At 70.5% G+C, this 26,448-nt stretch carries 20 protein-coding genes; 8 read left to right on the top strand and 12 right to left on the bottom strand.

Annotated elements, in window-relative coordinates; translation table 11 throughout:
* Positions 1-78: 78 nt before the first annotated feature.
* The 4 genes from ABH926_RS24885 to ABH926_RS24900 form a co-directional block, all read right to left on the bottom strand.
* Positions 79-3,348, bottom strand: coding sequence for a PDZ domain-containing protein (locus ABH926_RS24885; protein WP_370368146.1), 3,270 nt, complete (start codon positions 3,346-3,348; stop codon positions 79-81).
* On the bottom strand, positions 3,348-6,626 hold the full coding sequence (locus ABH926_RS24890) for a PDZ domain-containing protein (RefSeq protein WP_370368147.1): 3,279 nt from the start codon (positions 6,624-6,626) through the stop codon (positions 3,348-3,350). The genes ABH926_RS24885 and ABH926_RS24890 overlap by 1 nt, the downstream gene beginning before the upstream one ends.
* 160 nt (positions 6,627-6,786) lie before the next feature.
* Complete coding sequence (locus ABH926_RS24895) at positions 6,787-7,119, bottom strand: hypothetical protein (RefSeq protein ID WP_370368148.1); 333 nt, start codon at positions 7,117-7,119, stop codon at positions 6,787-6,789.
* A 211-nt stretch (positions 7,120-7,330) separates the two neighbouring features.
* Positions 7,331-8,845 carry a CoA-acylating methylmalonate-semialdehyde dehydrogenase gene (locus ABH926_RS24900; protein ID WP_370368149.1) on the bottom strand — a complete coding sequence of 505 codons (1,515 nt, stop codon included), beginning with the start codon at positions 8,843-8,845 and terminating at the stop codon, positions 7,331-7,333.
* A 210-nt stretch (positions 8,846-9,055) separates the two neighbouring features.
* On the opposite strand from ABH926_RS24900, the gene ABH926_RS24905 reads away from it, so the two are divergent.
* Complete coding sequence (locus ABH926_RS24905; protein ID WP_370368150.1) at positions 9,056-9,469, top strand: SgcJ/EcaC family oxidoreductase; 414 nt, start codon at positions 9,056-9,058, stop codon at positions 9,467-9,469.
* 58 nt (positions 9,470-9,527) lie between these two features.
* Here ABH926_RS24905 and ABH926_RS24910 read toward each other — a convergent pair whose 3' ends face one another.
* From ABH926_RS24910 to ABH926_RS24935, 6 genes are all read right to left on the bottom strand, one after another.
* Positions 9,528-10,907, bottom strand: a complete 1,380-nt coding sequence (locus ABH926_RS24910) for an NAD(P)/FAD-dependent oxidoreductase (protein ID WP_370368151.1) — start codon at positions 10,905-10,907, stop codon at positions 9,528-9,530.
* Between the two features lie 91 nt (positions 10,908-10,998).
* A complete protein-coding gene (locus tag ABH926_RS24915) occupies positions 10,999-11,805 on the bottom strand; it encodes an ABC transporter permease (protein WP_370368152.1) in 807 nt (268 codons plus the stop codon).
* Positions 11,805-12,764, bottom strand: coding sequence for an ABC transporter permease (locus ABH926_RS24920; protein WP_370368153.1), 960 nt, complete (start codon positions 12,762-12,764; stop codon positions 11,805-11,807). Before ABH926_RS24920 ends, ABH926_RS24915 begins: the two co-directional genes overlap by 1 nt.
* Entirely contained in the window at positions 12,761-13,924 is a 1,164-nt protein-coding gene (locus ABH926_RS24925) for an ABC transporter ATP-binding protein (protein WP_370368154.1), read from the bottom strand. The genes ABH926_RS24920 and ABH926_RS24925 overlap by 4 nt, the downstream gene beginning before the upstream one ends.
* 77 nt (positions 13,925-14,001) lie before the next feature.
* A complete protein-coding gene (locus tag ABH926_RS24930) occupies positions 14,002-15,291 on the bottom strand; it encodes a spermidine/putrescine ABC transporter substrate-binding protein (protein WP_370368155.1) in 1,290 nt (429 codons plus the stop codon).
* A 70-nt stretch (positions 15,292-15,361) separates the two neighbouring features.
* Complete coding sequence (locus ABH926_RS24935) at positions 15,362-16,837, bottom strand: gamma-aminobutyraldehyde dehydrogenase (RefSeq protein WP_370368156.1); 1,476 nt, start codon at positions 16,835-16,837, stop codon at positions 15,362-15,364.
* A gap of 626 nt (positions 16,838-17,463) precedes the next feature.
* On the opposite strand from ABH926_RS24935, the gene ABH926_RS24940 reads away from it, so the two are divergent.
* The 7 genes from ABH926_RS24940 to ABH926_RS24970 all read left to right on the top strand — a co-directional run bounded on the left by ABH926_RS24940 (position 17,464) and on the right by ABH926_RS24970 (position 24,509).
* Complete coding sequence (locus ABH926_RS24940) at positions 17,464-19,113, top strand: PucR family transcriptional regulator (RefSeq protein ID WP_370368241.1); 1,650 nt, start codon at positions 17,464-17,466, stop codon at positions 19,111-19,113.
* The gene (locus ABH926_RS24945) at positions 19,110-19,736 is read left to right on the top strand and encodes a class I SAM-dependent methyltransferase (protein WP_370368157.1); all 627 of its coding nucleotides are present in this window, start codon (positions 19,110-19,112) and stop codon (positions 19,734-19,736) included. The genes ABH926_RS24940 and ABH926_RS24945 overlap by 4 nt, the downstream gene beginning before the upstream one ends.
* A 70-nt stretch (positions 19,737-19,806) precedes the next feature.
* Complete coding sequence (locus ABH926_RS24950; RefSeq protein WP_370368158.1) at positions 19,807-20,286, top strand: peroxiredoxin; 480 nt, start codon at positions 19,807-19,809, stop codon at positions 20,284-20,286.
* Positions 20,287-20,324: 38 nt separating this feature from the next.
* Complete coding sequence (locus ABH926_RS24955) at positions 20,325-20,822, top strand: NUDIX hydrolase (RefSeq protein ID WP_370368159.1); 498 nt, start codon at positions 20,325-20,327, stop codon at positions 20,820-20,822.
* Between the two features lie 13 nt (positions 20,823-20,835).
* Complete coding sequence (locus ABH926_RS24960; protein ID WP_370368160.1) at positions 20,836-21,618, top strand: NAD-dependent deacetylase; 783 nt, start codon at positions 20,836-20,838, stop codon at positions 21,616-21,618.
* A gap of 43 nt (positions 21,619-21,661) precedes the next feature.
* Positions 21,662-22,540 carry a helix-turn-helix domain-containing protein gene (locus ABH926_RS24965; RefSeq protein WP_370368161.1) on the top strand — a complete coding sequence of 293 codons (879 nt, stop codon included), beginning with the start codon at positions 21,662-21,664 and terminating at the stop codon, positions 22,538-22,540.
* Positions 22,541-22,688: 148 nt separating this feature from the next.
* Positions 22,689-24,509 carry a beta-galactosidase family protein gene (locus tag ABH926_RS24970; RefSeq protein WP_370368162.1) on the top strand — a complete coding sequence of 607 codons (1,821 nt, stop codon included), beginning with the start codon at positions 22,689-22,691 and terminating at the stop codon, positions 24,507-24,509.
* A gap of 7 nt (positions 24,510-24,516) precedes the next feature.
* Here ABH926_RS24970 and ABH926_RS24975 read toward each other — a convergent pair whose 3' ends face one another.
* A complete protein-coding gene (locus tag ABH926_RS24975; RefSeq protein ID WP_370368163.1) occupies positions 24,517-25,407 on the bottom strand; it encodes an ABC transporter permease in 891 nt (296 codons plus the stop codon).
* Complete coding sequence (locus tag ABH926_RS24980) at positions 25,404-26,318, bottom strand: ATP-binding cassette domain-containing protein (RefSeq protein ID WP_370368164.1); 915 nt, start codon at positions 26,316-26,318, stop codon at positions 25,404-25,406. Before ABH926_RS24980 ends, ABH926_RS24975 begins: the two co-directional genes overlap by 4 nt.
* Positions 26,319-26,448 lie beyond the last annotated feature (130 nt).

The following is a 26,448-nucleotide window of genomic DNA, read 5'->3' on the forward strand; positions in this document are numbered from 1 at the left end:
GATTCCCCGGACGCACCCGGGTAGTCGTGGTTGTCACGTACGCGGTAGCTGCCGGCCGCTGGCAGCCACCGCGTGCGGTCAGGCCCAGGGACGCTCCGGCGCGGTCGCCGCCGGATGCTCCGCGAGATCGGCCAACGCCAGGTCGACGGCGGCATCGAGCTGCGGATCCCGGCCGGCCTCGGCGTCCGCCGGGGTGAATTCGACCTCGACCGTCGGCTCGCAGCCGTGGTTCTCCAGGCCGTAGCCGACCGAGTCGAACCAGTTCATGTACTTGGGCTGCGTCACCAGGGTGCGGTCCAGCAGTCGGAAGCGGGAGTCGATGCCGACCACGCCGCCCCACGTCCGCGTCCCCACGATGGGGATCCCCTGGTCCTTCAGGTACTGGTTGATGATGTCGCCGTCAGAGCCGGAGTCCTCGTCGCAGACCGACACCAGAGGCCCGCGGACGGCCGCCGGCGGGTAGGTCCGCGCCACCCGGCCGCGGGCCAGCTTCCAGCCGACGACGCGGCGCATCAGCTGCTCGACCACCAGCGGCGAGGTGTTCCCTCCGCCGTTGCTGCGGGTGTCGACGATCAGGCCCTCGCACGCGGTCTGCGTGACCAGGTCGCGATGGAACTCGGCCCAGCCCCGCGAGCCCTGGTCGGGAAGGTGGACGTAGCCCAGGCGGCCGCCAGAACGCTCCCGCACATAAGCCCGCCGGTCGGCGACCCAGGCCTGGTAGCGCAGCAAACGCTCGTCCTCGAGCGGGACGACGACCACGCGGCGGGTCCGGATCGTGTCCGGGCCCTCGGCGGCGGCATCGGCGTCAGCGTCGGCACCCTGGAAGACCCGGGCGTCGGACTCCGCGTCGCGCACCAGCAGCACCTCGGTCGGCTTGCCCGCCTTCCCGGCCAGCAGCGGACCCGGGCCGAGGCCGGAGTCCACCGGCCGGCCGTCGATCGCCGCCACCACGTCACCGACCCGGGCACCGACCCCGGGCGCCTCGAAGGGCGACCGCGCCTGCGACACGGAGGCGTCGCCGGGCAGGATCCGCGTGATCCGCCAGCGCCCTTCGGAGTCAGGCTCCAGATCGGCGCCGAGCCGGCCCTGGCTGCGGGCGGGATCAGCACCATTGCCCGCCGGCACGACATAGGCGTGCGAGGTGCCGAGCTCGCCCTGCATCTCCCACAACAGGTCCACCAGGTCGTCCTGGGTGGCCACGGCCTCGGCCAGCGGCGCGTACCGCTCCCACACCGCGGGCCAGTCGAGCCCGCCGAGGTCGTCGCGCCAGTAGAAGTCGCGCTGAAGCAGCCACGCCTCCCGGAGTCCTTGCCGCCGCTCGGCGACGGGGTCCACGGTGACCCGGATCCGGTCCAGGTCCAGCGGCTCCCGATCGCCGTTGTCACCGCGCGCGTCGGAGGGCTGAAGCCGCAGCGCCCCGCCGTCGCTGACCAGCACCCGGGCGCCGTCGCCGGTGACGTCGAAGGACGTCACCTCGTCGGCGAGCGTCAGCACGTCCCGCTTGGCGAAGTCGTACCGCCGCAGCCGGGGCTTGTCGGCCTCGTCCGACGGATCCGCCATGCTGTCGCCGAGCGCGCCGTGCTTGAAGCTCTCCAGCCACAGCACACCACCCTTCGCCGCGCGCAGTCCGTAGTAGTTGCCCGTCGGCACCGGGAAGGGCACGATCCGGCCCGCCAGCCCCTCGACGTCCACCCGGCTCTCGGTCCCGCCGGAGCCGTCGTCGTCAGCGTCCGGCTTCGGCTCTTCCTTGATCGGCCGCCCCGACAACGACGGCGCGAACGGCGACGGCTCATCGGCGGACAACGGCACCAGGTAGGGCCGGTCCCCGGGAACGAAGTAGAGGTCGAACACCTCGTCCGCGTAGTACGGGTCGTAAGTACGGCTGGACAGGAACGCCAGGTGCTTGCCGTCCAGTGTGAACGCCGGGCTCCAGTCGAGGAACCGGCCGTCGGTGACGTCGACCGGCGTCAGCGTCGCCACGTCGGCGAGCCGGATCCGGCGCGGCCGGGCCGACGACATCCCCTCGGCCCAGGCCAGCCACCGCGAGTCCGGCGAGAACACCGGGTCCTCGGCAAGCGTTCCCCAGGCGTTGTGGGCACCGCCGACCGCGACCCGTGCCGTCCCGCTCTCGACATCGACCACCAGCAACCGGTTGTCCTCGGTGGAGACGGCCAGGTGTGCGCCGTCCGGCGAGGCCACCAGATCCGCGACCCGCGTCACCTCGCCGGTCAGGATCCTGCGGACCTCGCCCTCCCCGTCGACCGGCCCGATCTCGATCGACCACTCGCCGCCGGCGTCGGTCACCCACGCCGCCGACCCGGTCTCGCCGAGCACCACCGGCATGCGCGCCCGAACGCCCGGCGTCACCGCGAGCGCCCGGGCCGGACCGTCCTTGGCCGCCAGCCAGTGGACGGTGCCTCGCACCGACACCGCGACGGCTCGGCCGGTCCGGTCCGCCGCGAACCCGCTCAGGTTGTTCGAGGCCTGGACCGGATGCTCGGCGCGGCCTATTCGGGTGCCGGCCAGTCGCACGTCCAGCAGCCGGGGCTCGGCATCCAACTCCTCCAGCAGCCACAACCGCCCGCCGCGCATGAACACCACACGGGTGCCGTCGCTGGTGGCGTGCCGCGCGAAGTACTCCGACGGCTCATCAGTGTGCTGGCGCAGATCGGAGCCGTCCGGCAGACACGAGTAGAGCTCTGACACTCCCCCGGCGTCGGACAGGAACGCCGCCCGATCCCCGACCCACATAGGCGCGTCGATGTTGCCCTGATGATCGCGCAGGATCCGCTGGAAGTCCCCGGAGCCGTCGGTGTCGACCCACAGCTTGCCGGCGCCGCCACCCCGATAGCGCTTCCACCACGACGCGTCGTGCGAGACCCCGCGGCGCGTCATGACCGCACCGCCGGGACCATGGACCGCGAGCGCCTGCAACGTTCCGTAGGGCAGCGGCACCGGCCGGCCGCCGGCGGCCGGCACGGCGTGCGCCCGCACGTCTCCACGCGCCGGCAGCAGACCGCGGGCCACGATCACCTCCTCGGCCGACGCCCAGCCGAGCACACCGGTCCGGCGGTCCGCCCAGTACGTCAGCCGCGTCGCCGCGCCGCCGTCCACCGGCGCGGCGTACACCTCAGGCGCCCCGTCACGCTGCCGCGCCCACGCCACGAGCCTGCCGTCGGGCGACAGCAGGGGGCGTCTCGCCGGCTGCCAGTCCGAGGTGAACCGCGCAGCCCGCACCGGGCCGCCCGCGTCGGCGGGCAGCTCGGCGAGCCAGACATCGTCCTCGGCGACGAACGTCAGCAGGTCCCCCGACAGGTGCGGGAACCGCAGATACGAGGTCTGCGTCATCAGTGCTCATACACTCCGGGGACCGACGGCGGGGCCGCCGGCGGCTCCTTCGCCAGCGCGTCCAGGGCAATCTCGATCGCCCGGTCCAGCTGCGGATCGCGCTCGGCGACGAAGTCCTGCGGCCGGAAGTCGACGGGCACCGTCGGCTCGCAGCCGTGGTTCTCCAGGCCGTAGAGCCCGACGGAGTTGAAGGCCAGCGCGTAGCGCGGCTGCGTCACGAACGTGCCGTCCACCAGGTAGAAGCAGTCGTCCATGCCGATGACGCCACCCCAGGTGCGGGCACCGACCACGGTCACCCCGTTGTCCTTGAACGCCTGGTTGATGATGTCGCCGTCGCTGCCGGCCTCCTCGTCGCACACCGAGACCAGCGGCCCGGTCGGCGCGTAGGGCGGATAGGTGTCGGGCAGCTCGCCGCGGGCGAATTCCCACGCGATCGGCTTGCGCAGCAGCCGTTCCACCACCAGGGCGGAGGTGAGGCCGCCGCGGTTGCCGCGGGTGTCGACGACCAGGCCGTCCTTCACCACCTGCGCGCTCAGGTCGCGGTGGAACTCGGCCCAGCCCGGCTCGGCCTGGTCGGGCAGGTGGACGTAGCCCAGCCGGCCGCCGGACTTCTCCAGCACGTACGCGCGCCGGTCGGCGACCCAGGCCCGATAGCGCAGCGGCACCTCGTCGGCGATCGGGACCACGACCACGGCGCGCCTGGTCCCGGACCGGTTCTCCAGCGCCAGCTCGGTCGGCTGGCCGGCCTTGCCCGCCAGCAGCGCGGCCGGGCCGACGCGCGCCGGGACCGGACGGCCGTCCACCGCGGTGATCGCCTCGCCCACCCGGGCCGCGACGCCCGGCGCCAGCAGCGGCGAGCGGGCGGCGGGCACGGAGCTGTCGCCCGGCAGGATCCTGACGATCCGCCAGACGCCGTCCTCGTCCGGAGCCAGGTCGGCGCCGAGCAGCCCCTGCTGCCGGGAGTCGTCGCGCGACGTCTTCGGGGCGTCGACGTAGGCGTGCGAGGTCCGCAGCTCGCCCTGCAGCTCCCACAGCAGGTCCACGAAGTCGTCGTCGGTCGCGGTCGCGGCGACCAGCGGTGCGTAGCGGTCGCGGGCCGCGTCCCAGTCGAAGCCCTCCATCGAGGGCTTGATGTAGTTCTCGACCTGCAGGCGCCACGCCTCCTGGAAGGCCTGCGCGCGCTCGGCCCCGGGGAGCACCGAGAGCCGGATCCGGGACAGGTCCACGGTTTCCGGCTTCGCGTCGTCGTCGGGCTTGTCCGCCGGACGCACCGCCAGCGCGTTGTGGTCGGTGACGACCAGGCGAGCGCCGTCGCCGGAGACCGCGTAGCCGTCGAGCTCCTCGATCAGCGTCTGCTCCTCGCGCTTGCCGAAGTCGAAGCGCATCAGGGCCGGGCGCGGCGCCTCCTTGCCGGAGCCGGCCAGGTGGGTGCCCAGGGCGCCGGTGATCGGCTTGGCCAGCCAGGTGACGCCGCCCTTGACGGCGGCGAGGTCGGCGTAGGTGCCGGAGGCCACCGGGAACGGGACGGCGCGCGTGGTGATGCCGAAGGCGTCGATCACGGTCGCCGGCGGCGTGTCGGCGTCCTTCTTGTCGCCGTCAGCGTCCTTGCCCTGGTCATTGCCCTGGCCCTTGCCCTGGTCCTCGCCGTCCACCGGGCGGCCGCCGAGTTCGGGGTCGAACGGCGAGGGCTCGGTCTCGGCCAGCGGCACCAGGTAGGGCCGGGTCGAGGGCAGGAAGGACAGGTCGAAGTACATGTCCTCCTCGTAGGAGTCCAGCGTCCGCGCCGACAGGAACGCCAGGTGCTTGCCGTCGAGGGTGAACACCGGCTTCCAGTCCCGGAACCGGGGCTCGGTGATGTCGACGACGTCCAGGCTCTCGACGTCGGCGACCCGGATCTGCCAGGCGTCCGGGACGTTCGAGCGCTGACTCCAGGCCAGCCACTTCGAGTCCGGCGAGAAGGCCGGATCGGAGACGAAGTTCACGCCCCAGCGCGGCATCGCGCGGAACGCGCCCTCGCCGTCGGCGACCACCCGCAGCGTCCCGGCTTCGACGTCGACCAGCAGCAGCTTGTTGTCGCGGGTGGCGGCGGCCAGGTGCCTGCCGTCCGGGGCGGAGGCGAGTTCGGTCACGTACCCGAACTCCCCGGTCAGGATGCTGCGGCGGGCCGAGCCGTCGACGGCGGCGATCTCGATCGAGTACCGGCCGCCGGCGTCGCTGATCCACGCGGCCTGTCCGGTCTGCCCGAGCACGACCGGCAGCCGGCCGCGCGTGCCCTCCTCGACGCCGAGGCCGCGCGCCGGGCCGTCCTTGTGCGTCAGCCAGTGGACCGTGCCGCGGACCTCGACGGCGCTGGCCCGGCCGGTGTGGTCCGGGGAGACGTCGCCGAGGTGCTGCGCGGCGTCGATCGGGCGCCGGGTGGTCGCGGTGCGGGCGCCGGGCAGGCGGATGTCGAGCGCGCGCGGGTCGTCTTCGAGGTCTTCCATGACCCACAGCCGGCCGGCGCGCTGGAAGACGATGCGGACGCCGTCGGTCATGGCGTTGCGCAGGTAGTAACCGCCCTCGCCAGTGGTGTGGCGGCGCAGGTCGGTGCCGTCGGGCAGGGCGGAGTAGAGCTCCGCGACGCCGTCCTCGTGGTCGGAGTGGAAGACCACGCGGCCGTCGTACCACATCGGGTCGCCGAGGTTGCCGTCGAGATCGGCCAGGAAGCGCTCGAATTCGCCCGTGCCCTCGCGGTCGGTCCACAGCTGCCCGGCCGCGCCGCCGCGGTAGCCCTTCCACAGCCAGGAGTTGCCGGCGTAGAAGCGGCTGAGGACCACCGGGCTGCCCTCGACCCCGGGCTCGGCGACCGCCAGGCTCCTGAGGTTGCCGTAGGGCAGCCGCGCGGGCTGGCCGCCCTCGAAGGGCACCGAGTGCGCGAAGTTGTAGAAGCGGTGGCCGTGGCCGCCCCAGCCGCGGACGATCACCTCGTCGGACGACGCCCAGCCGATCGCCTCGGTGCGGGGGTGGCCCCAGTGGGTGAGGCGGTTGGTCTCCCCGCCGTCCACCGGCAGTGCGAACGCCTCGACGACGCCCTCCCGCGCGGAGGTCCACGCCACCCGCGAGCCGTCCGGCGACAGCAGCGGCCGTTTGACCGGGACCCGGTCCGAGGTGACCCGCCACGCGCGGGCGGAGGCGGCGAAGCCGGGCAGGTCGGTGAGCCACACGTCGTCGTCGGCGACGAAGGTCAAAGTCGAACCGGACAGATGCGGGTAACGGAGGTACGTCGTCGTCTGCGTCACCTGTCGAACGTAGGGCAAAGGGTTCCGACTGTGCCACTGATAAGGGACGATGGTGCCGTTTCGGCCACGGCGACGACGCCCGCCCGGGCACGAGGGCGACGAGAACGGCGACCCCGGCGCGGAGCCGGGGTCGCCGCAGTTCATCCAGCCGATGCCGCTCCTAGTAGTCGAAGCCGCGGTGGCAGTGGTGCCAGAAGCCGTGCCAGCCGTCGTCCGAACCCCCCTGCCAGCCGGCGACGTCGACCACGACGGCCTCGCCGTTGCCGACGACGTCGTTGTTCCCCACGACGTTGCCGGCGCCCTGCGTCACGTTGCCGCCGGTGCCCTGCACGACGTTGCCGGTGCCGACTCCGCTGTTGCCCGAGGTCGACCCCGAGGTGGTGCCGATGGTGGCTCCGGTGGAGCTGACGTCGGCGCTGGCGGCGCCGGCGCCGGCGAGGATCAGGGCGGCGACCGTCGCGGTCGTCGCCAGGGTCTTGGTCACAAAAGACATGCAGTCCTCCGTGTGGTGTGTGAAGCCCCCCTTCAGGGCCCGCACTGCGATTCTCACACCGAGAAGAACGTCATAAGCGGATCATCACACTGAAACCACCGAAACAGGTCCATTACAGACACAATGGGCGTGCGCGGGTCGGACAATCCCGGATCCGCCGACCGGGATTGTCCGAAATCTGATACTTTCCCGCGAGCTCCGCGGCAGTGTGTCAGGCGTTGGTCGGGAACCCGAGGTTCACCCCGCCGTGGCTCGGGTCGAGCCACCGCTGCGTGACCGCCTTGGTCCGGGTGAAGAAGTGCACGCCGTGCGGGCCGTACGCGTGGCTGTCGCCGAACAGCGAGGCCTTCCAGCCGCCGAAGGAGTGGTACGCCACCGGGACCGGGATCGGCACGTTCACGCCGACCATGCCGACCTCGACCTGGTCGCGGAACTTCGCCGCGGCGCCGCCGTCGTTGGTGAAGACCGCCACGCCGTTGCCGTAGGGGTTGCTGTTCACCAGGGCCAGGGCCTCGTCGTAGGACGGGGCGCGGACCACGGACAGGACCGGGCCGAAGATCTCGTCGGTGTAGATGCTCATCGCGGAGGTGACCTTGTCGAACAGGGTCGGGCCGAGCCAGAAGCCGGCCGTGGTGTCGATGCCGGCCTCGGCGCCGCCGACGGAGTGGCCGCGGCCGTCCACCACCAGCTCCGCGCCGGCTTCGACGCCCGCGTCCAGGTAGGAGGTGACCTTGTCCCGGTGCGCGCCGGTGACCAGCGGGCCCATCTCGCTGTCCGGCAGGCAGCCCGGGCCCACCTTCAGCTTCGCCATCCGCTCGGTGATCTTGGCGACCAGCTCGTCGCCGATCGGGTCCACCGCGACCAGGACCGAGACCGCCATGCAGCGCTCGCCGGCCGCGCCGAAGCCGGCCGAGACCGCGGCGTCGGCGGCCAGGTCCAGGTCCGCGTCCGGCAGGACCACCATGTGGTTCTTGGCGCCGCCGAGGGCCTGGACGCGCTTGCCGTAACGGGTGCCGTTCTCGTAGACGTAGCGCGCGATCGGCGTGGAGCCGACGAACGACACCGCGTGGATGTCGGGGTGCTCCAGCAGCCGGTCCACGGCCACCTTGTCGCCGTGCACGACGTTGAACACGCCGTCCGGCAGCCCCGCGCGCTTCCACAGCTCCGCCAGGAACACCGACGCCGACGGGTCCTTCTCCGACGGCTTGAGCACCACCGTGTTCCCGGCCGCGATCGCGATCGGGAAGAACCACATCGGGACCATCGCCGGGAAGTTGAACGGCGAGATGATCGCCACCGGGCCCAGCGGCTGGTGCAGCGAGTACACCTCGACGCCGGTCGAGGCGGCCTCGGAGTACCCGCCCTTGAGGATGGTGCCGATCCCGCAGGCGAACTCCACGACCTCCAGCCCGCGCGCCACCTCGCCGAGCGCGTCGGAGTGCACCTTGCCGTGCTCGGCGACGATCAGCGCGGCCAGCTCGTCCTTGTGCTGGTTCAGCAGCTCGCGGAACGCGAACAGCACGGTCGTGCGCTTGGCCACCGACGCCGCGCGCCAGCCGGGGAACGCCGCCGCGGCCGCGGCCACCGCGTCGTCGACCTCCTTCACCGCCGCGAAGTCCACCGTCCCGGTGACGGCGCCGGTGGCCGGGTCGTGCAGGTCGCCGTGGCGGGCTGCGGCACCCTCCCACGCGCGGCCGTCGATCCAGTGGGTGACGTGCTTGGTCATGGCGTTCCTTAAAGGGTGGCTGGGATGAATTCCGACGTTGGTGATGAGTCTGCGACCGGCGGCCGGGTCCGACAACGCTCAGGCTGTCAGGCGATCCGGCGAAAAGGCTGACAGCTTGGCGGATCGTGGCCGGAGCGATGAGTCCGGCTCCCGCCGCCGGTATGTACCTGCGACCGATGCACCAACCGATTCGCCACTAAGGAGAACCCGATGTCAGACAACCGTGACGCGGACAAGGCAGCGATCCAGGCGGTCCTCGCCGCTTCCTACAAGGCGTGGGAGGCCGGCGACGCCGACGGCATGGTCGCCGACTACACCCCGGACGCCACCGCCATCATGACCGGCTCGCTGCGCGACAGCCGCGCGGTGATCCGCGAGAACATGGCCCTGGCGTTCGGGGGCCCGCTCAAGGACACCTCGACCTACAACAAGCAACTGAGCCTCCGATTCGTCGGCCGGGACGCGGCGATCGTCGTCAGCGAGTCCGGCATCCTGTTCGGCGGCCAGACCGAGGTCCCGGACGCCGGCAAGGTGAACGCGACCTGGGTCCTGGAGAAGCGGGACGGCCACTGGCTGATCGCCGCCTACCACAACAGCCCGGTGCTGCCGGCCGCGCAGCAGTAAGCCCGGCCGGACGACCAAACGGGTGAAGCCCCGGGGTCCTCCCGGGGCTTCACCTACCTCAGGAATCGAATCCCATCCCGAACCGGTCCAGCGTCCGCAGCCACAGGTTCCGCCGGCCGCCGTTCCGGTCGGCGCGCCCCAGCGCGTTGCTGGTCACCGTGATGCCGAACCACTTCAGCGGCTCCGGCGGGAACGGCACCGGCTTGCTGCGCACCATCTTCAGCGACGTCCGCTCGGTCTCCTCGCCGGAGAGCAGATCCAGCATCACGTCGGCGCCGAACCGCGTCGCCCCGACGCCCAGCCCGGTGTACCCGGCCGCGTAGGCGACCGCGCCGCCGTGGGCCGTGCCGAAGAACGCACAGAACCGCGAGCAGGTGTCGATGACGCCGCCCCACTTGTGCGTGAACCTCAGGCCTTCCAGCTGCGGGAACGTCTCGAAGAAGTGCCCGGCCAGCTTGTCGAAGGTCTCCGGACGCTGGTCCTGCCGCGAGGAGATCTTCGAGCCGAAGTGGTAGATCGCGTCGTAGCCGCCCCACAGGATCCGGTTGTCCGCGGACAGCCGGTAGTAGTGGAAGTGGTTCGCCGAGTCGCCGACACCCTGCCGGTTCTCCCAGCCGATCGCCGCCATCTGCGCCTCCGACAGCGGCTCGGTCATCAGCGCGTAGTCGTAGACCGGGACGATGAACGAGCGCACCCGCCTGAGCAGGTTCGGGAACGCGTTCGTCGCCAGCGCCACCTTCGGCGCCACGACCTCGCCCCGGTCCGTCACGAGGCGCATCATCAGGTCGGCGCGCTCCAGCACCGACACTGGCGACTTCTCATAGATGCGGACGCCGAGCTGCAAACAAGCGTCCCGCAGCCCGAAAGCCAGCCGCGCAGGATCGACCATCGCGCAGCCGGTCTTGTCCCACAGCCCGGCGTGGTACGTCGGCGAGGCGAGCTGCGCCTGGACCGCCTCACGGTCGAGGAACACCACGTCCTCCGAGGTGTCCACGGAAGCCAGGTCCTCGGCCTGCCATTCGGCGGTCGCCACCGCGAGTTCGCCGGAGCGGCGGAAGTCGCACTCGATGCCGTACCGCTTCAGCGTGGCCTCGATCTGGTCGAGGTTCTCGTGCCCGAGCCGCTCCAGGGTGTCCATCTCGTCGGGCCACCGGGACTCGCCGTTGTCGTAGCCGTGGGTCAGCGAGGAGGAGCAGAACCCGCCGTTGCGCCCGGAGGCGGCCCAGCCGATCCGGTTGGCCTCCAGCAGCACCACGTCCCGGCCCGGGTCGCGTTCCTTGGCCAGCAGCGCGGTCCACAGGCCCGAGTAGCCGCCGCCGACCACGACGAGATCGGCGGAGGTCCGGCCGGCCAACGCCTCCAGGGCTCCGGGGCGGTCGCGCGTGTCGAGCCAGTAGGGAGTCGGGGACGCGTCGGCCAGCAGATGGTGGTACTTCATGGTGCAGTGGCACCCTCTCGCAAACGGAAGGGGGCGCCGCCACGACGCCCCCTATGGATGGATTGTACCGATTACCAGTGCTCGATGACGCTTAGTGCGCCTTCGACGTCTTCAGCCACTTCGGCACCTCGGCGACCGCGATCCCGGCCAGCGTGATGATGAGCATCAGCGAGCCGATCACGTTGACCTGCGGCGGGATGCCCTTCTGCACGGCGTTCCAGATCCAGTACGGGAACGTCACCGAGTTGCCCGCGGTCATCTCCGTGATGATGAAGTCGTCGAAGCTCAGCGCGAACGACAGCAGCGCCGCCGCCCCGATACCCGGCGCGACCAACGGGAAGGTCACCCGCCAGAAGGTCTGCCACGGCGTGGCGTACAGGTCCTGCGCCGCCTTCTCCAGCATCGGGTCCATGCCGTTGAGCCGGGACTTCACCGTGATCACCACGTAGCTGACGCAGAACATGATGTGCGCGATGAGGATCGACTTGAAGCCGAGGAAGTCCACGCCGAACGTGTTCAGGAACAACGCCAGCAGCGTGGTGCCCATGACGATCTCGGGCGCCGCCATCGGCAGGAACAGCACGCTGTTGACGAAGCCGCGGCCCTTGAACTTGTGCCGCACGATCGCGAACGCGATCATCGTGCCCAGGATCGTGGCGACCAGCGTGGCCAGCAGTGCGATCTCCAGCGACAGCATCAGCGGGTCGTGCAGGATGCCGTCGTCGAGCGGGTTCTTCCATGCGTCGAAGGAGAACTTCTCCCACTTCACGTTGTACTTGCCCGAGGGCTTGTTGAACGACATCCAGACGACGACGAAGTTCGGGACCAGCAGGAAGAAGAAGATGAGGAAAGCGACGATCGCGATGACGTGCTTGCGGAACCAGTTGATGACAGCCATCAGACGATCTCCTCCGTCCCGGCCTTCTTGATGTACGCGAGGGTGATGACCAGCGTGCCGACCATCAGCATCACCGACAGCGCGGCGCCGTAGGGGATGTTGCCGCCGGTGCCGATCATCTGCTGCTCGATCACCGTGCCGATGACCTTCGTCTTCGGCCCGCCGAGCATCACGGCGTTGGTGTAGTCGCCGACCGCCGGGATGAACGTCAGCAGCGTGCCGCCGACGATGCCGGGCAGCGCCAGCGGGAACGTCACCTTGCGGAAGGTGGCCCAGGCCGAGGCGTACAGGTCCTGGCCGGCCTCGTGCAGCCGCGGGTCGATCTTCTCCATCGCGGTGTAGATCGGCAGGACCGTGAACGGCAGGAAGTTGTAGACCATGCCGCAGACCACGGAGAAGGGTGTCTGCAGCACGCTGTTGCTGGAGTACGTCCAGCCCATCCCGCTCAGCAGCGGCGTGATGTGCAGCGTGTTCATCGTGTGCACCACCCAGCCGTCGTCGGCCAGGATCGTCTTCCACGCCAGCGTGCGGATCAGGTAGCTGGTGAAGAACGGCGCGACCACCAGGGCCATCAGCAGGTTCTTCCAGCGCCCGGCCTTGAACGCGATGAAGTAGGCCAGCGGGAGCGCCAGGATCAGGCAGAACACGGTGCACATCACCGAGTACTCCAGCGACCGGATGATCTGCTGGTGCCACTGGCTCCACACGTCGCCGAAGTTGGCCCAGCGCCAGCTGAGCACGAACCCGGTGTCCATGTCGCCGGTCTCGACCGAGGTCGAGACGATCGACCACATCGGCACGATGAAGAAGACGACCAGCCAGATGATGCCCGGCGCCAGCAGCAGGTAGGGCAGAGTCGCCCGCCGTCGCAGCACCCGCTTGTCCGCGCGCTGCTCGGCCGCGGTGGGCCCGGGGACCAGTTCGTCGACGACCTCGGCGGCCGCGGGCGGCGCGGTCACGCGGCGGCCTCCAGGTCCGCCTCCGCGCCGGCGTCGATGTCCTGCTTGCCGTCCAGGCCGAAGCCCTGCGACGGGTCCCAGGACACCACGACGTCCGAACCCGGCCGGAAGATCTGCGCGCCGTCGTTCTGCACGAACACGCCGAGCTCGTCGCAGCCCGAGGCCTTGACGATGTACTGCGTGGACACGCCGACGAAGCTGGTGTCGATCACCGTGCCGCCGGTGAGCACGTTGCGGCCGTCCGGCACCTCCTCGGCGGAGGCGTGGATGGACACCTTCTCCGGGCGCACGCCGACGATGACGTCGTCGCCGGAGGCGTTGTTGCGCGCGGAGGGGATCAGCACGCGGGTCCCGTCCTCGAGCGTCACCCGCAGGTGCTCGCCGACCGTTCCGGAAGCCTTGCCCGGCAACAGGTTCGACTGTCCGAGGAAGTTCGCGACGAACGTCGTCTTCGGGTTCTCGTACAGGTCGGTGGGCGAGCCGAGCTGCTCGACCCGGCCGTGGTTCATCACCGCGATGGTGTCGGCCATGGTCATGGCCTCCTCCTGGTCGTGCGTGACGTGCACGAAGGTCAGGCCCACCTCGGTCTGGATGCGCTTGAGCTCGATCTGCATCTGCCGGCGCAGCTTCAGGTCCAGCGCGCCCAGCGGCTCGTCCAGCAGCAGCACCTGCGGCTGGTTGATCAGCGCCCGGCCGAGCGCGACGCGCTGCTGCTGGCCGCCGGAGAGCTGGTTGGGCTTGCGCGCGCCGATGTGCGAGAGCTCGATCAGGTCGAGCATGTCCTGCACCGGCTTCCTGACGTCCTTGACGCCGCGCCGCTTGAGGCCGAAGGCGATGTTGTCCGCGATCGTCAGGTGCGGGAACAGCGCGTAGTTCTGGAAGACCGTGTTCACCGGCCGCTTGTAGGGCCGCAGCCGGGTGATGTCGTGGTCGCCTATCAGCACGCGGCCGGCGGTCGGCTCCTCCAGACCCGACACCATGCGCAGTGTCGTGGTCTTGCCGCAGCCGGACGCGCCGAGCAGCGCGAAGAACGAGCCCTGCGGGATCGTCAGGGTCAGATCCTGCACGGCGGTGAAGTCGCCGAAGCGCTTGGTGACGTTCACCAGCCTCAGGTCTCCGGCCACGCCGCCGGCGGCCAGGGTGTCTGTGTTCTTGCTCATCTACCGCTGCCTGCCTGTCTTGCCATCGGGGAGGGACGAAAAGGGGAGTGAAGGAAAAGGACGGGAGGGGGCCGGCATCAGCCGGTGACGTCCTTGAACTGCGAGACGTACTTGTCGAGGGTCTTCAGGTCCAGGTTCTGGAACTCGTGGGCCTTGGCCTTGGTGGCCGCGTCCGGGAAGATCAGCTGGTTCTGCAGCGCGTTGGCGTCGATCGCCTTCATCGCGGTGTCCGCGCCCTGCATCGAGGGGATGTAGCTGATGTAGTCGTCCAGCGCGGCGCCGACCTTGGGCTCGAGCATGTAGTTCATGAACTTCTCGGCGTTGGTCTTGTGGGAGGCCATGGCCGGGATGCACATGTTGTCGGTGAACCAGAGCATGCCCTCCTGGGGCACCACCCAGACGATGTTCGGGTCGTCGATCTGCGCGATGTCACCGGAGTACGCCATGCACATGGCGTAGTTCCCGTTGGTCAGGTCGTTGATGTAGTCGTTGCCGGTGAACTGCCGGATCTGGTTGTTGTCCCGGGCCTTCTGGATGTAGGCCACGGCCGCGCTGAACTGGTCGTCGGTGAACTTCGCCGGGTCGGCCCCGGTGGCCAGCAGGCCGAAGCCGACGCCGTCCTCCATCTCGGCGAAGTAGCCGACCTTCCCCTTGTACTTGGCGTCGGTCATCATGTCCTTGATGGACAGCTGCTGCGCCTGGGCCGCGGTCAGGCCGGCGGACTTCAGGTTGACGCCCATCAGGGTGAAGCCCAGCGCCCACGGCACGGTGTGCTTGCGGTTCGGGTCGTAGGCCGGGTTGGCCGCCTCGGGCAGCAGGTCCTTGAAGTTCGGGATGTTCGCCAGGTTCAGCGGCTCCAGGTAGCCCATCTGCCGGAGCTTGCCGATCATCCAGTCCGAGAGCACCATCAGGTCCCGGCCGGTGTCCTGGCCGGCGGCCAGCTGCTGGTGGATCTTGGCGAAGAAGTCGTCGTTGGAGTTGACGTCCTCGGTGTAGTTGACGGTGATCCCGGTCTCGGCCTTGAAGTTGTCCAGAGTCGGCCGCTTGTTCTTGTCGTTGGGGTCGACGTCGATGTAGGACACCCAGTTGGAGAAGTTGACGATCTTCTCGGTGTCGGACTTGTCGACGCCCGCCTTGCCCTCGGACGGGACGGCCGAGGACGAGCCCGAGCCGGCGCCGGCCGAGCCGGAGGAGGCGGCCTTGGTCTTCGTGGCGCACGCGCCGAGCAGGCCGGCCGCGCCCACCCCGAGGCCGGCGGCCAGGAAGCCCCGGCGCGAGGCCCCGCCGGCGAGCTGGCGCCGGAAGGCTTCGGGAAAGCGGTCGGCGGCGTCGAGGAACTCGTCGCGGGCCCGGGATATGTCGTTCATGCGATGGTCCGTCCTATCACCTGTGGGGCTGAACAAGCGGTGGTTGGTGCGGTGGCGGTGCCGTGCTGTATCAGAGGTCGAAGATGGTCCGGTGCCAGGGCTTGCGGGCCACTCCGGTGAGGTCGTGCATGGTGTGCTTGACCTGCGTGTACTCCTCGAAGGAGTAGGACGACATGTCCTTGCCGAACCCGGAGGCCTTGTAGCCCCCGTGCGGCATCTCGCTGATGATCGGGATGTGGTCGTTGACCCACACACAGCCGGCGGCGATCTCCCGCACGGCGCGCAGCGCGCGGTGGTGGTCCCGGGTCCACGCCGAGGCGGCCAGGCCGTAGGGCGTGTCGTTGGCGAGCTCGAAGGCCTGCTCGTCGGTGTCGAACGGCAGCGCCGCGAGCACCGGCCCGAAGACCTCGTCGCGCACGATCTCCGCGTCCTGCGCGACCCCGGTGACCAGCGTCGGCCGGTAGTACGCACCGGCGGCCAGCGCGCCGCCGGGGGCCTCGCCGCCGACCACGATGTTCGCGCCGTAGCCGCGGGCGCGGTCGACGAAACCGGCGACGCTGTCGCGCTGCCTGAAGGAGACGAGCGGACCGAGGTCGGTCGCGGGGTCGAACGGGTCGCCGAGCTTCACCGAGGCGTACAGGTCCGCGACGCCGGCCACGAACTCGTCGTACCGGCTGCGGTGCACGTACGCGCGGGTCGCGGCGGTGCAGTCCTGGCCGGTGTTGATCAGCGAGCCGGCGACGGCGCCGTGGATCGCGGCCTCCAGGTCCGCGTCGTCGAACACGACGAAGGGCGCCTTGCCGCCGAGTTCCAGGTGCACCCGCTTGACGGTGCGGGAGGCGAGTTCCATGACCCGCTTGCCGACCGGGGTGGAACCGGTGAAGGACACCATCCGCACGTCCGGGTGCGTCATCAGCGCCTCGCCGGCCACCGGGCCGCTGCCGACGACCACGTTGACCACGCCGTCCGGGATACCGGCGTCGGTGCAGGCCTGGGCGAACAGCAGCGCCGTCAGCGGTGTGATCTCGGCGGGCTTGAGCACGATGGTGTTGCCGGCCGCGATCGCCGGCAGGATCTTCCACGCCGCCATCTGCAGCGGGTAGTTCCACGGCGCGATCGAGGCGACCACGCCGATCGGCTCGCGCCGGACGGCGCTGGTGTGGTCGGCGGAGTACTCGGCCGCGGCCTTGCCCTCCAGGTGGCGCGCGGCACCGGCGAAGAACGCGGTGTTGTCCACGGTGCCCGGGACGTCGAAGCCGGTGGTCAGGCGGATCGGCTTGCCGGTCTGGCGCGACTCTGTCTCGGCGAACTCCTGAGACCGCTCGTCGAGAACCTGCGCGAGCCGGTGCAGCGCGGTCGAGCGCTCAGCCGGGGTCGCCCTGCTCCATTCGGGGTACGCCCGTTTGGCCGCGTCCACCGCCGAGTCGGCGTCCCGCGCGTCGCCGAGTACGAGGTCGGCGACGACGGAGCCGTCCGCCGGATTCGTGACCTGATGCACGACTCCTGACGATCCGGTCCTTTGGCCCCCGCCGATGTACTGGTGCACCACGATCTCCTTGACGGCTTGCAAACCTGGACCGGCTGCCGGGCTACACCCGCGCCCTCCGGTCACTTCCTGTTCGTAAGGCGGCCATGCGCTTTCGAGTGAGGATCGTTACAGACATCCGGCGGAGAAACAAGGGATTCCGTCGAAGAAAATGAACCTCGCAACGAAATCGCGACCTGGCGCTGGCCTGCACAGACAGATCCCGTGCCGCATCGATGTCAGATCGATTTCCGCCGATCCCTTGCGCGGCCGCGACGCACCTGGCAGGGTGCCTCGGCAGTGCGATCCTTTTGAACACTCTGCAAAGAACACTGAGTGAAGAATCCCGCACAGCGCGGCCCGCCCCGGCACCCGGCGCACCGGTCCGTCCCGCCGCCGGCGCCGTGCCGCGACCCGACACGCCCCAGAGGTCCCGCACGCCTCGCAGGTCCCGCACGCCACGCACGCCATGCACACCCCGCACGCCCCGCACGCCCCGCACGTTCCCAGGAGCCACCGTGAGCAGCGCAGATCGCCCCGAACCGGCCGCCGACGCCCCGGACCAGGCAGACCAGGCAGACCAGGCAGACCAGGCAGAGCAGGCAGACCAGGCCATGACCGCCGCCGAAGCGGCGCGGCCGGCGTCGATGTACACCACCCAGTACCCGACCGTCGCCGACGTCCTGCAGCTCGGCCCGGTCAAGCAGGGCGGGCCGCGGGTGGTGGCCGGCGTCGCCGGGCTGGACCGCATGGTGCGCTGGGTGCACGTCACCGAACTGGTCGACGTCGGCACCATCCTGCGCGGCGGCGAGCTGGTCCTGTCCACCGGCATCGCCTGGCCCGCCGGGCCCGACCGGCTCGCCGACTTCGTCGCCGACCTGGCCAAGCTCGGCGCCGCCGGCCTGGTCCTGGAACTGGGCCGCCGCTACACCGACAGCAGCCTGCCCAAGGCGCTGCTGGCCGCCGCCGAGAAGCACAGCCTGCCGGTGATCACCCTGGCGCTGGACACGCGTTTCGTCACCATTACCGAAGCCGTGCACGGCCTGATCATCGACGCGCAGCTGGCCGAGCTGCGCGCCTCCGACGAGGTCCACCAGACCTTCACCGAACTCGCGGTCGAGGGCGCCTCCCCCGACGAGGTGGTCCAGCAGATCGGCCGCATGTCCGGCTGCCCGGTGGTCCTGGAGAACCTGGCGCACCAGGTGCTCACCTACTCCCAGGCCGGCGCCGACCCCTCGGTCCTGCTCGACGGCTGGGAGGGCCGCTCCCGCTCGGTCCGCACCACCACCGGCCGCACCACCTACGACGAGCGCTCCGGCTGGCTGACCACGGTGGTCGGCGCGCGCGGCCACGACTGGGGCCGGCTGGCCCTGATCTGCAACGACCCGGCCCCGGTGCCGCGCCTGTCCATGCTGTTGGAGCGCGCCGCCGCGACCCTGGCCCTGAACCGCCTGGTCGAACGGGACCGGGATTCGCTGGAGCGGCAGACGCACCGGACCCTGCTGACCGCGATCCTGTCCCACGGCCAGCCGGCCTCGGAGGTGGCGCTGCGGGCCCGGGCCCTGGGCGTCACGCTCGACGGCCGCCGGCTGGTCGGCGTGGTGCTGCGGCTGCGCACCGCCGCGCACCCCACGGCCCTGGAGACGCAGGCCCGGCTGCGCGAGCTGACCGACCAGGCCGCCGCGGCGATCCGCGACCGCCGGCTGTCCGCGCTGATCGGCACCCTGGACGAGCACAGCGTCGGTCTGCTGCTGGCCCTGGGCCCGCAGGACCGCGAGGACGCCGCCCTGGATGGCTTCGCCGAGCGGGTCCGGCGGCTGGTGGAGCGGCCGACCTCGCCGTCGTCCGCCGACGGCTACGTCATCGCGGTCGGCACCTCGGTCGGCGCGGTGCGCGACGCGCGCCGCTCGCTGCTGGAGGCGGTGCAGGTCGCGGACGCGGCGGTGCGCCAGCCCGCGGGCCAGGCGCCGTACCACCGGCTGGTGGACGTCCGGCTGCGCGGCCTGCTGCACCTGCTGCGCGACGACGCGCGCCTGCAGACCTTCGTGGAGCGCGAGCTGGGCCCGCTGCTGGCGTACGACGCCGAGCGCGGCACGGATCTGGTCAAGATGCTGACGGTGTACGTGGAGTCGGGCCGCAACAAGTCGGCGGCGGCCGACGCGGCGCACCTGTCGCGGCCGTCGTTCTACGAGCGGCTGCACCGGATCGAGCGGATCCTGTCGGTGGACCTGGATTCGGTGGAGTCGTGTTTGGCGTTGCACGTGGCGCTGCTGGCCCTGGAAGCTATCAGACCATGACAGCCCAGCAGCCCTATGACGAAGTCGCCGAGCTCTACGCCGAGAAGTTCAGCGACAGCCTTTCGAGCTTCCCGTTGGAACGCGGCCTGCTCACTTCCTTCGCCGAGCTGGCGAAGACGGTCGGCGGACCGGTCGCGGACCTGGGCTGCGGGCCGGGGTACGTCACCGCGCACCTGAGCTCGCTGGGGCTGGACGCCTTCGGCGTCGACGTGTCCTCGGGCATGCTCGCCCAGGCCCGGGCCAGGCATCCGGAGCTGCGGTTCGAGCTCGGGTCCATGGCCGCGCTGGAGATCGCCGACGGATCGCTGGGCGGCGTCCTGTCCCGCTACTCGATCATCCACACGGTGCCGGAGGACGTCCCGGCGATCCTCGCCGAGTTCCACAGGGTCCTGGCGCCGGGCGGGTACGCGCTCATCAGCTTCCCGGGCAGTGATGACGCCTCGCAGCCGACGGCTTCCTACGACCACACCGTCCACACCGCGTACCGCTGGTGGCCGGACCATTTCAGTGCTCTGCTGCACGACGCCGGCCTGGAAGAGGTGGGCCGGCTGATCGAGCGCGCGGCTCCCGACGCGCCCCGGCCCTTCCCGATGGTGAATCTGGTCGCGCGGCGGGAGAACTGATTCCGGGGGTGATGGGCCATGCTGGATACCGACAGGTAACTTCGGCCCACCCACGAAGGGCACGACCTCCATGGCCCCCACCCCCGAAATCGGCGCCCCCGCCCCCGACTTCACGCTGCCGGGCATCGTCCTGTCCGGCACCGACGTCGAGCGCCGCGACTTCACGCTGTCGGCGAGCCGCGGCAAGCCGATCGTGCTGGCCTTCTACCCCGGCGACGACACCCCGGTGTGCACCAAGCAGATGTGCGCGTACAACAACGAACTCGAGAAGTTCACCGGCATCGGCGCCGAGGTCTGGGGCATCAGCCCGCAGGATGTGGACAGCCACGAGAAGTTCGCGCTGCGGCACGGGCTCCAGCAGCCGCTGCTGGCCGACCCGGACAAGACCGTGATCCGGGAGTACGGCGTCGCGCTGAAGGGCCTGGGCCTGAAGCGTTCCGTGTTCCTCGTCGACGCCGAAGGCGTGCTGCGCTGGAAGCACGTGGCGACGTTCGGCTTGATGTTCCAGTCGGTCGACACGCTCACGCAGCAGATCGCCGCGCTGGCCTGAGGACGCCGCCTGTCCGGGGCGCCGACTACCCTGAGGGCATGTCGCCGCCCGAGGGCCCGTACGCCCGCCGCACCGCCCGCGTCCTGCTGGTGGACAAAGAGGACCGCCTGCTGCTGTTCAAGTTCGGCAGCCGCAGGCGGGGGTTCGTCTGGCTGACGCCGGGCGGCGGCGTGGACGAGGGCGAGGCGCTGAACGCCGCGGCGGCCCGGGAACTGCGCGAGGAGACCGGCCTGATCGCGACGCCGGAGGAGCTCGGTGAGGTGGTCGCGGTGACCGGGGGCTACGCGGATCTGGGCTGGGTCAAGGGGATCCTGCGCGAGGACTACTTCTTCCACCGCGTGGACGCGCACGACGTCGACATGAGCGGCTTCACCGACTACGAGCGCAAGTCCATCGCCGAGCACCGGTGGTGGACGGTGGCCGACCTGGAAGCCGCCGCCGAGCACGTGGTGCCGTGGGGCCTGGCGCCGCTGCTGGCCTCGATCCTGCGGGACGGCCCGCCGGAAAACCTCGTCGAATTGCCGTGGCACCACTGACTACGCTTTTTGCATGACCACCGACTGGCGCGGCCGCAAGGGCCCGATCGGCATGCTCACCGGCGCGGGTATCAGCACCGACTCCGGCATCCCGGACTTCCGCGGGCCCAAGGGCGTCTGGACCAAGGACCCGATCGCCGAACTGCTGTCGACGTACCAGAACTACGTCGCCGACCCCGAACTGCGCGAGCGCTCCTGGATCGCGCGGCGGGACAACCCGGCGCGCCAGGCCGAGCCGAACGCGGCGCACAAGGCGCTGGCCGAGCTGGAGCACTCGGGGCGGGCCGTGCGGATCATCACGCAGAACATCGACCGGCTGCACCAGAAGGGCGGGTCGACGCCGCGCAAGGTGATCGAGATCCACGGGAACATGTCCGACGTGGTCTGCATCGACTGCACCTACCACAGCACGATGGACGCCACGCTGGAGCGGGTGGCCGCCGGCGAGGCGGACCCGCCGTGCCCGGTCTGCGGCGGCATCCTGAAGGCCGCGACCATCATGTTCGGCCAGAACCTGGACCCGAAGACGCTGTGGCAGGCCGAGCAGGTGGCCGAGAACTCCGAGATCTTCCTGGCCATCGGCACCTCGCTCGGGGTCCAGCCGGCCGCCTCGATGTGCGAGGTGGCCGTGGCTCACGGCGCCGACCTGGTGATCGTCAACAACGAGCCGACCCCGTACGACCATCTGGCGACCGAAGTGATCCGCGACCCGATCAGCGAGGCGGTGCCCCGGATCGTCGCCGAACTCGTCGCGGCCGGCGCCCCGGGCGGCACGTCCGCGGAATCCGCACGTTAACCACGGATTGACGCGGGGTTTCGCACGCCGGAGCATATGACGCGTGAGTGCGCCCCGGGACGACGAGCCGACGGCCGCCGGCGAGGAGCCCTGGCACCCGCCGGTCTCGGAGTACGCGGTCTACATGACGCCGGCCGAGGAGCACCGCCGCCTCGGCCTGGCGCTGTACGGCGCCGGCTGGCACACCATCGCCGAACACGGCATCCGCTGGGACGCACGCGTCCTGAACTGCTACGCGCTGCACCTGGTGACCCGCGGCTCGGGCTGGATCGAGTGGGGCGACCGCCCGCGCACCCGGCTCCCGATCAAGGCCCCGGCGGCCTTCTGGCTCTTCCCCGGCCTGGTCCACTCCTACCAGCCGGACGTCGGCGGCTGGACCATCACCTGGGCCCTGTTCGACGGCCCGGCGGCGGCCGGCTACGAGGGCCTGGACTTCCTGTCCCGCTCCTCCCCGGTGGTCCCCCTCGGCGACGCCCGCCCAGTCCGCGAACTGTTCCGCGAGCTCCTCACCGTGGTCCGCACCGGCGGCCCGCACTACGAGGTGTCAGCCGGGATCCTGGTGCACCGCCTGATCACCGCGGTCCGCGACAACGGCCCGGGACTGCGCGAATCGCGCGCCGTCCGGGCCCTCACCGAGCACGCCACCGACCCGGTCGCGCTCCAGGACCACGCGACCCGGCTCGGCCTGACCGTCACCCAGCTGCGCGAGGAAGTGCGCCTGGCGACCGGCTCGACGCCGAAGGAGTACATCCTGCGGGTCCGGCTGTCGAAGGCGAAGGACCTGCTGGCCGCGACGGACCAGAGCGTGGTGCAGGTGGCGCGCGCCGTCGGGTACGACGATCCGGCGTACTTCACGCGGTTGTTCACGCAGCGGGTCGGGTTGTCGCCGACGATGTTCCGGCGGAGTTCGCTGTCGGGGTAGGGGCGCGCGGTCCTATGCGGTGACAGACCATTGCTGGACCAGATCCAACGCATCTTCGCGCAGTCGATCCCGCCTGTCCCACAAATATCCAAGAACGCCTCACCAAGATCCATGGCCGCACGCCCCCCGCCGACCCGATCATCGGTTGGTGGCACACGAGCGCTTACTGACCATCGACGGCGGCAGGTTCCTGCGGGGCGGCCGGGAGCACCGGATCGTCTCGGCGGCGATCCACTACTTCCGGATCCATCCGGAACTGTGGCGGGATCGGCTGGAGCGCCTGCGCGCCATGGGGTGCAACACCGTCGAGTGCTACATCGCCTGGAACTTCCACCAGCCCACGCCGGAGCCGGCGCGGTTCGACGGGTGGCGGGACGTCGCCGGGTTCATCACGCTGGCCGGGGAGCTCGGCTTCGACGTGATCGCGCGTCCGGGTCCTTATATCTGCGCGGAATGGGACTTCGGCGGATTGCCGGCGTGGCTGCTGGCCGATGAGAACGTGCGGCTGCGTACCACCGATCCGGTCTATCTGGCGGCCGTGGACCAGTGGTTCGACCAGCTGATCCCGGTACTGGCGGAGCTGCAGGCCACGCGCGGCGGGCCGGTCGTGGCGGTGCAGATCGAGAACGAGTACGGCAGCTTCGGCGCCGATCCGGACTACCTCGGCCACCTTCGCAAGGGCCTGATGGGGCGCGGCGTGGACACCCTGCTGTTCACCTCCGACGGCCCGCAGGAGCTGATGTTGGCCGGCGGCACGGTGCCGGACGTGCTGGCCACCGTGAACTTCGGATCCCGCGCCGCCGAGGGGTTCGACACCCTGCGCCGCGTGCGGCCGGACGACCCGCCGGTCTGCATGGAGTACTGGAACGGCTGGTTCGACCACTTCGGCGAGCCGCACCACACCCGCACCCCGGAGGACGCCGCCCGCTCCCTGGACGAGATCCTGGCGGCCGGCGGGTCAGTCAACTTCTACATGGGCCACGGCGGCACCAACTTCGGGTTCTGGGCCGGCGCCAACCACTCCGGCGTACTGAGCGGCGATGCCGGATATCAGCCCACGATCACCAGCTACGACTACGACGCGCCGGTCGGCGAGGCCGGCGAGCTGACGCCGAAGTTCCGTCTCTTCCGCGAGGTCGTCGGCCGCTACGTCGAACTGCCGGAGGCGGATCTGCCCGCTCCCCTGCCGCGGGTGGCGCCGCAAACCGTTGCCGCGCCCCGGATCGCCGCTCTGCGCGACCGCCTGGACGTCCTCGCGACGGACCCGGTCCGCCGGCCCACGCCCGAGCCGATCGAGAAGCTCGGCCACGGCTTCGGCCTGGTCCACTACCGCCGCCGCCTCGACGGCCCCGCGCGTGCCCACACGCTGCGGATCGAGGGCGTCCGCGACCTCGCGCAGGTCTTCGCGGACGGCAAGCTGCTCGGGAGGTTGGAGCGTGACAAGCCCGAGCAGACGCTGGATCTCCAGATCCCGGATGAGGGCCTGGATCTGGAGATCCTCGTCGAGCCGCTGGGACGCGTGAACTACGGCCCGCACCTGGCCGATCGCAAGGGCCTGATCGGGGGCGTGCGGCTGGACCACCAGTTCCAGTTCGGCTGGGAGCACCGGGTGCTGCCGCTGGACGATCTGGCCGCGCTGACCGCCGAAGTCGATCAGGACCCTGTGACCGTCGGTCCCGCATTCCACCGCGCCACCATCAGCCTCCCCGAGCCCGCCGACGGGTTCCTCGCCGTCCCCTCCTCGGCGCGGAGCCTGGTCTGGCTCAACGGATTCCTGCTCGGCCGGCTGTGGGACCGGGGCCCGCAGGTCACGCTTTACGCTCCGGCACCGCTGTGGCGGGCGGGCGAGAACGAGATTGTGGCGCTGGCCCTGGATCCGGCAGATGTTACGCAGAGTCTTGAAATAGAGATCCGTGACGAGCCCGATCTCGGCCCGCTCACGGATCCCTACACCCACGCGGATTACTGAGCCCCGCTCAGGCATCCCGCTTCTTCACCACCACCAGCGCCACCACGCTCGAGATCACGGCCCAGCCCGCGAACACCAGCCAGGCGTGCATGTGACTGGCCGGCCACTTGCCGTTGGTCTGGTTGGGGTCCTTCGCCCAGAACGTCAGCGTGCCCTCGGCGTTGCCGGGGAACAGGTGGCCGATCTCCTTCACCCAGTGGTACTTGTCGCCGCCGAAGAAGGACGGCAGCAGGAACAGGAAGGCGACCACGGCCACGATCGAGGCCGTCGCGTTGCGGATCAGCGCGCCGAAGAGCATGCCGACCAGGGCGCAGACCGGGACCACGAGGGTGTAGGCGGCGATGGCGATCTGGGCGTCGTGGTCGGTGATCGACAGTCCGACGTGCCGGCTCGCGACCATCGCCTGGCCGCCGAGGAACGAGATCAGCGCGACGGCGAAGGCCAGGATCGTGGTGATCCCGCACAGCACCGTGATCTTCGCCGCGACGACACCCTCGCGCTTCGGGACCGCGGCGAACGTCGTGCGTACCTGGCCGGTCGAGAACTCCCCGAACATCGTCAGCGCGCCGATCGCCGCCGCGCCGAGCATCATCAGCTGCACCGCGATCTCGCTCAGCGACCGGAACAGCGGGTCGTAGTAGAAGTGGAAGTGGTAGCCGTTCGGCATGATCCCTTCGGGATGCGCCAGGTTCTGGTCCAGGTACTGCAAGTCGGAGCGGACGCCGTTCAGGTTGATGAACACCGTCGCGAGCGCCGCGGCCACCAGGACGAACCAGGTGGACCGCAGCGAGGCGATCTTGATCCACTCCATGCGGCACAGGTCGCGGAAGCGCGGCTTCGGCTCGCCGGCGAGGTACGCGGTGACAGGGGTCTGTGAGGGCGCGGCCGTGGTGCTCATCGGGCTTCTCCTGCGGCGTATTCGACGGAGTCGGCGGTCAGTTCCATGAACGCCTTCTCCAGCGAGGCGTTCTGGGTGGCCAGTTCGGCCAGCATGATGGTGTTGTGCCAGGCCAGCTCGCCGATCCGGGCGGCGGTCAGGCCCAGGACGGTCAGCTCGTCGGACTCGGGGGCCGGCTGCACCTGGCCGCCCTCGGCGGTGAGGATCGCCGCCAGCGCGGCCGCCTCCGGCGTCCGCACCAGGACGGCGGGCTGCGAACCGCGCCGCGAGAAGTCGGCCAGCGTCTCGTCGGCGATCAGCGCGCCGCGCCCGATCACCACCAGGCGCGCGGCGGTGTGCTCCATCTCGGACATCAGGTGGCTGGAGACGAACACCGTCCGGCCCTCCTTGGCCAGACGCTGGAACATCTCGCGCACCCAGCGCACGCCCTCGGGGTCCAGCCCGTTCAGCGGCTCGTCGAACAGCAGCACCGGCGGGTCGCCGAGCAGCGCGCCGGCGATGCCCAGCCGCTGCTTCATGCCCAGGGAGTAGCCGCCGATCCGCTTGCGTCCGGCCTCGGCCAGCCCGACCTCCTCCAGCACCTCCCCGACCCGGCGCGGCGGGATCCGGTTGCTGACGGCCAGCGACTTCAGGTGCGCCACGGCCGAGCGCCCGCCGTGGATGTCCTGCGCGTCCAGCAGCGCGCCGACGTGGCGCAGCCCGCGGGGCCGGTCGGCGAAGCGCCGGCCGTCGATGGTGACCGTGCCGGAGGTCGGCGCGTTCAGGCCGAGGATCATGCGCAGGGTCGTGGACTTGCCCGAGCCGTTGGGGCCCAGGAAGCCGGTCACGGTGCCGGATCGGACGGTCACGGTCAGGTGGTCCACGGCCGTCTTGTCGCCGTAGCGCTTGGTGAGGTCAGTAAGTTCGATCACGGATTCAGACTGTCGGGACGGCACGTAAACGGGCATCGGCCGGGAAGCCGCAATGAGATCGTCCAGCGGTGGCCCGGGGATGTAAGCCCCTGAGCCGATGCGGCCGCCCCCGGCGGCTGTCTACGATCTT

This window comes from Catenulispora sp. GP43 (assembly GCF_041260665.1).
GTDB lineage: Bacteria > Actinomycetota > Actinomycetes > Streptomycetales > Catenulisporaceae > Catenulispora.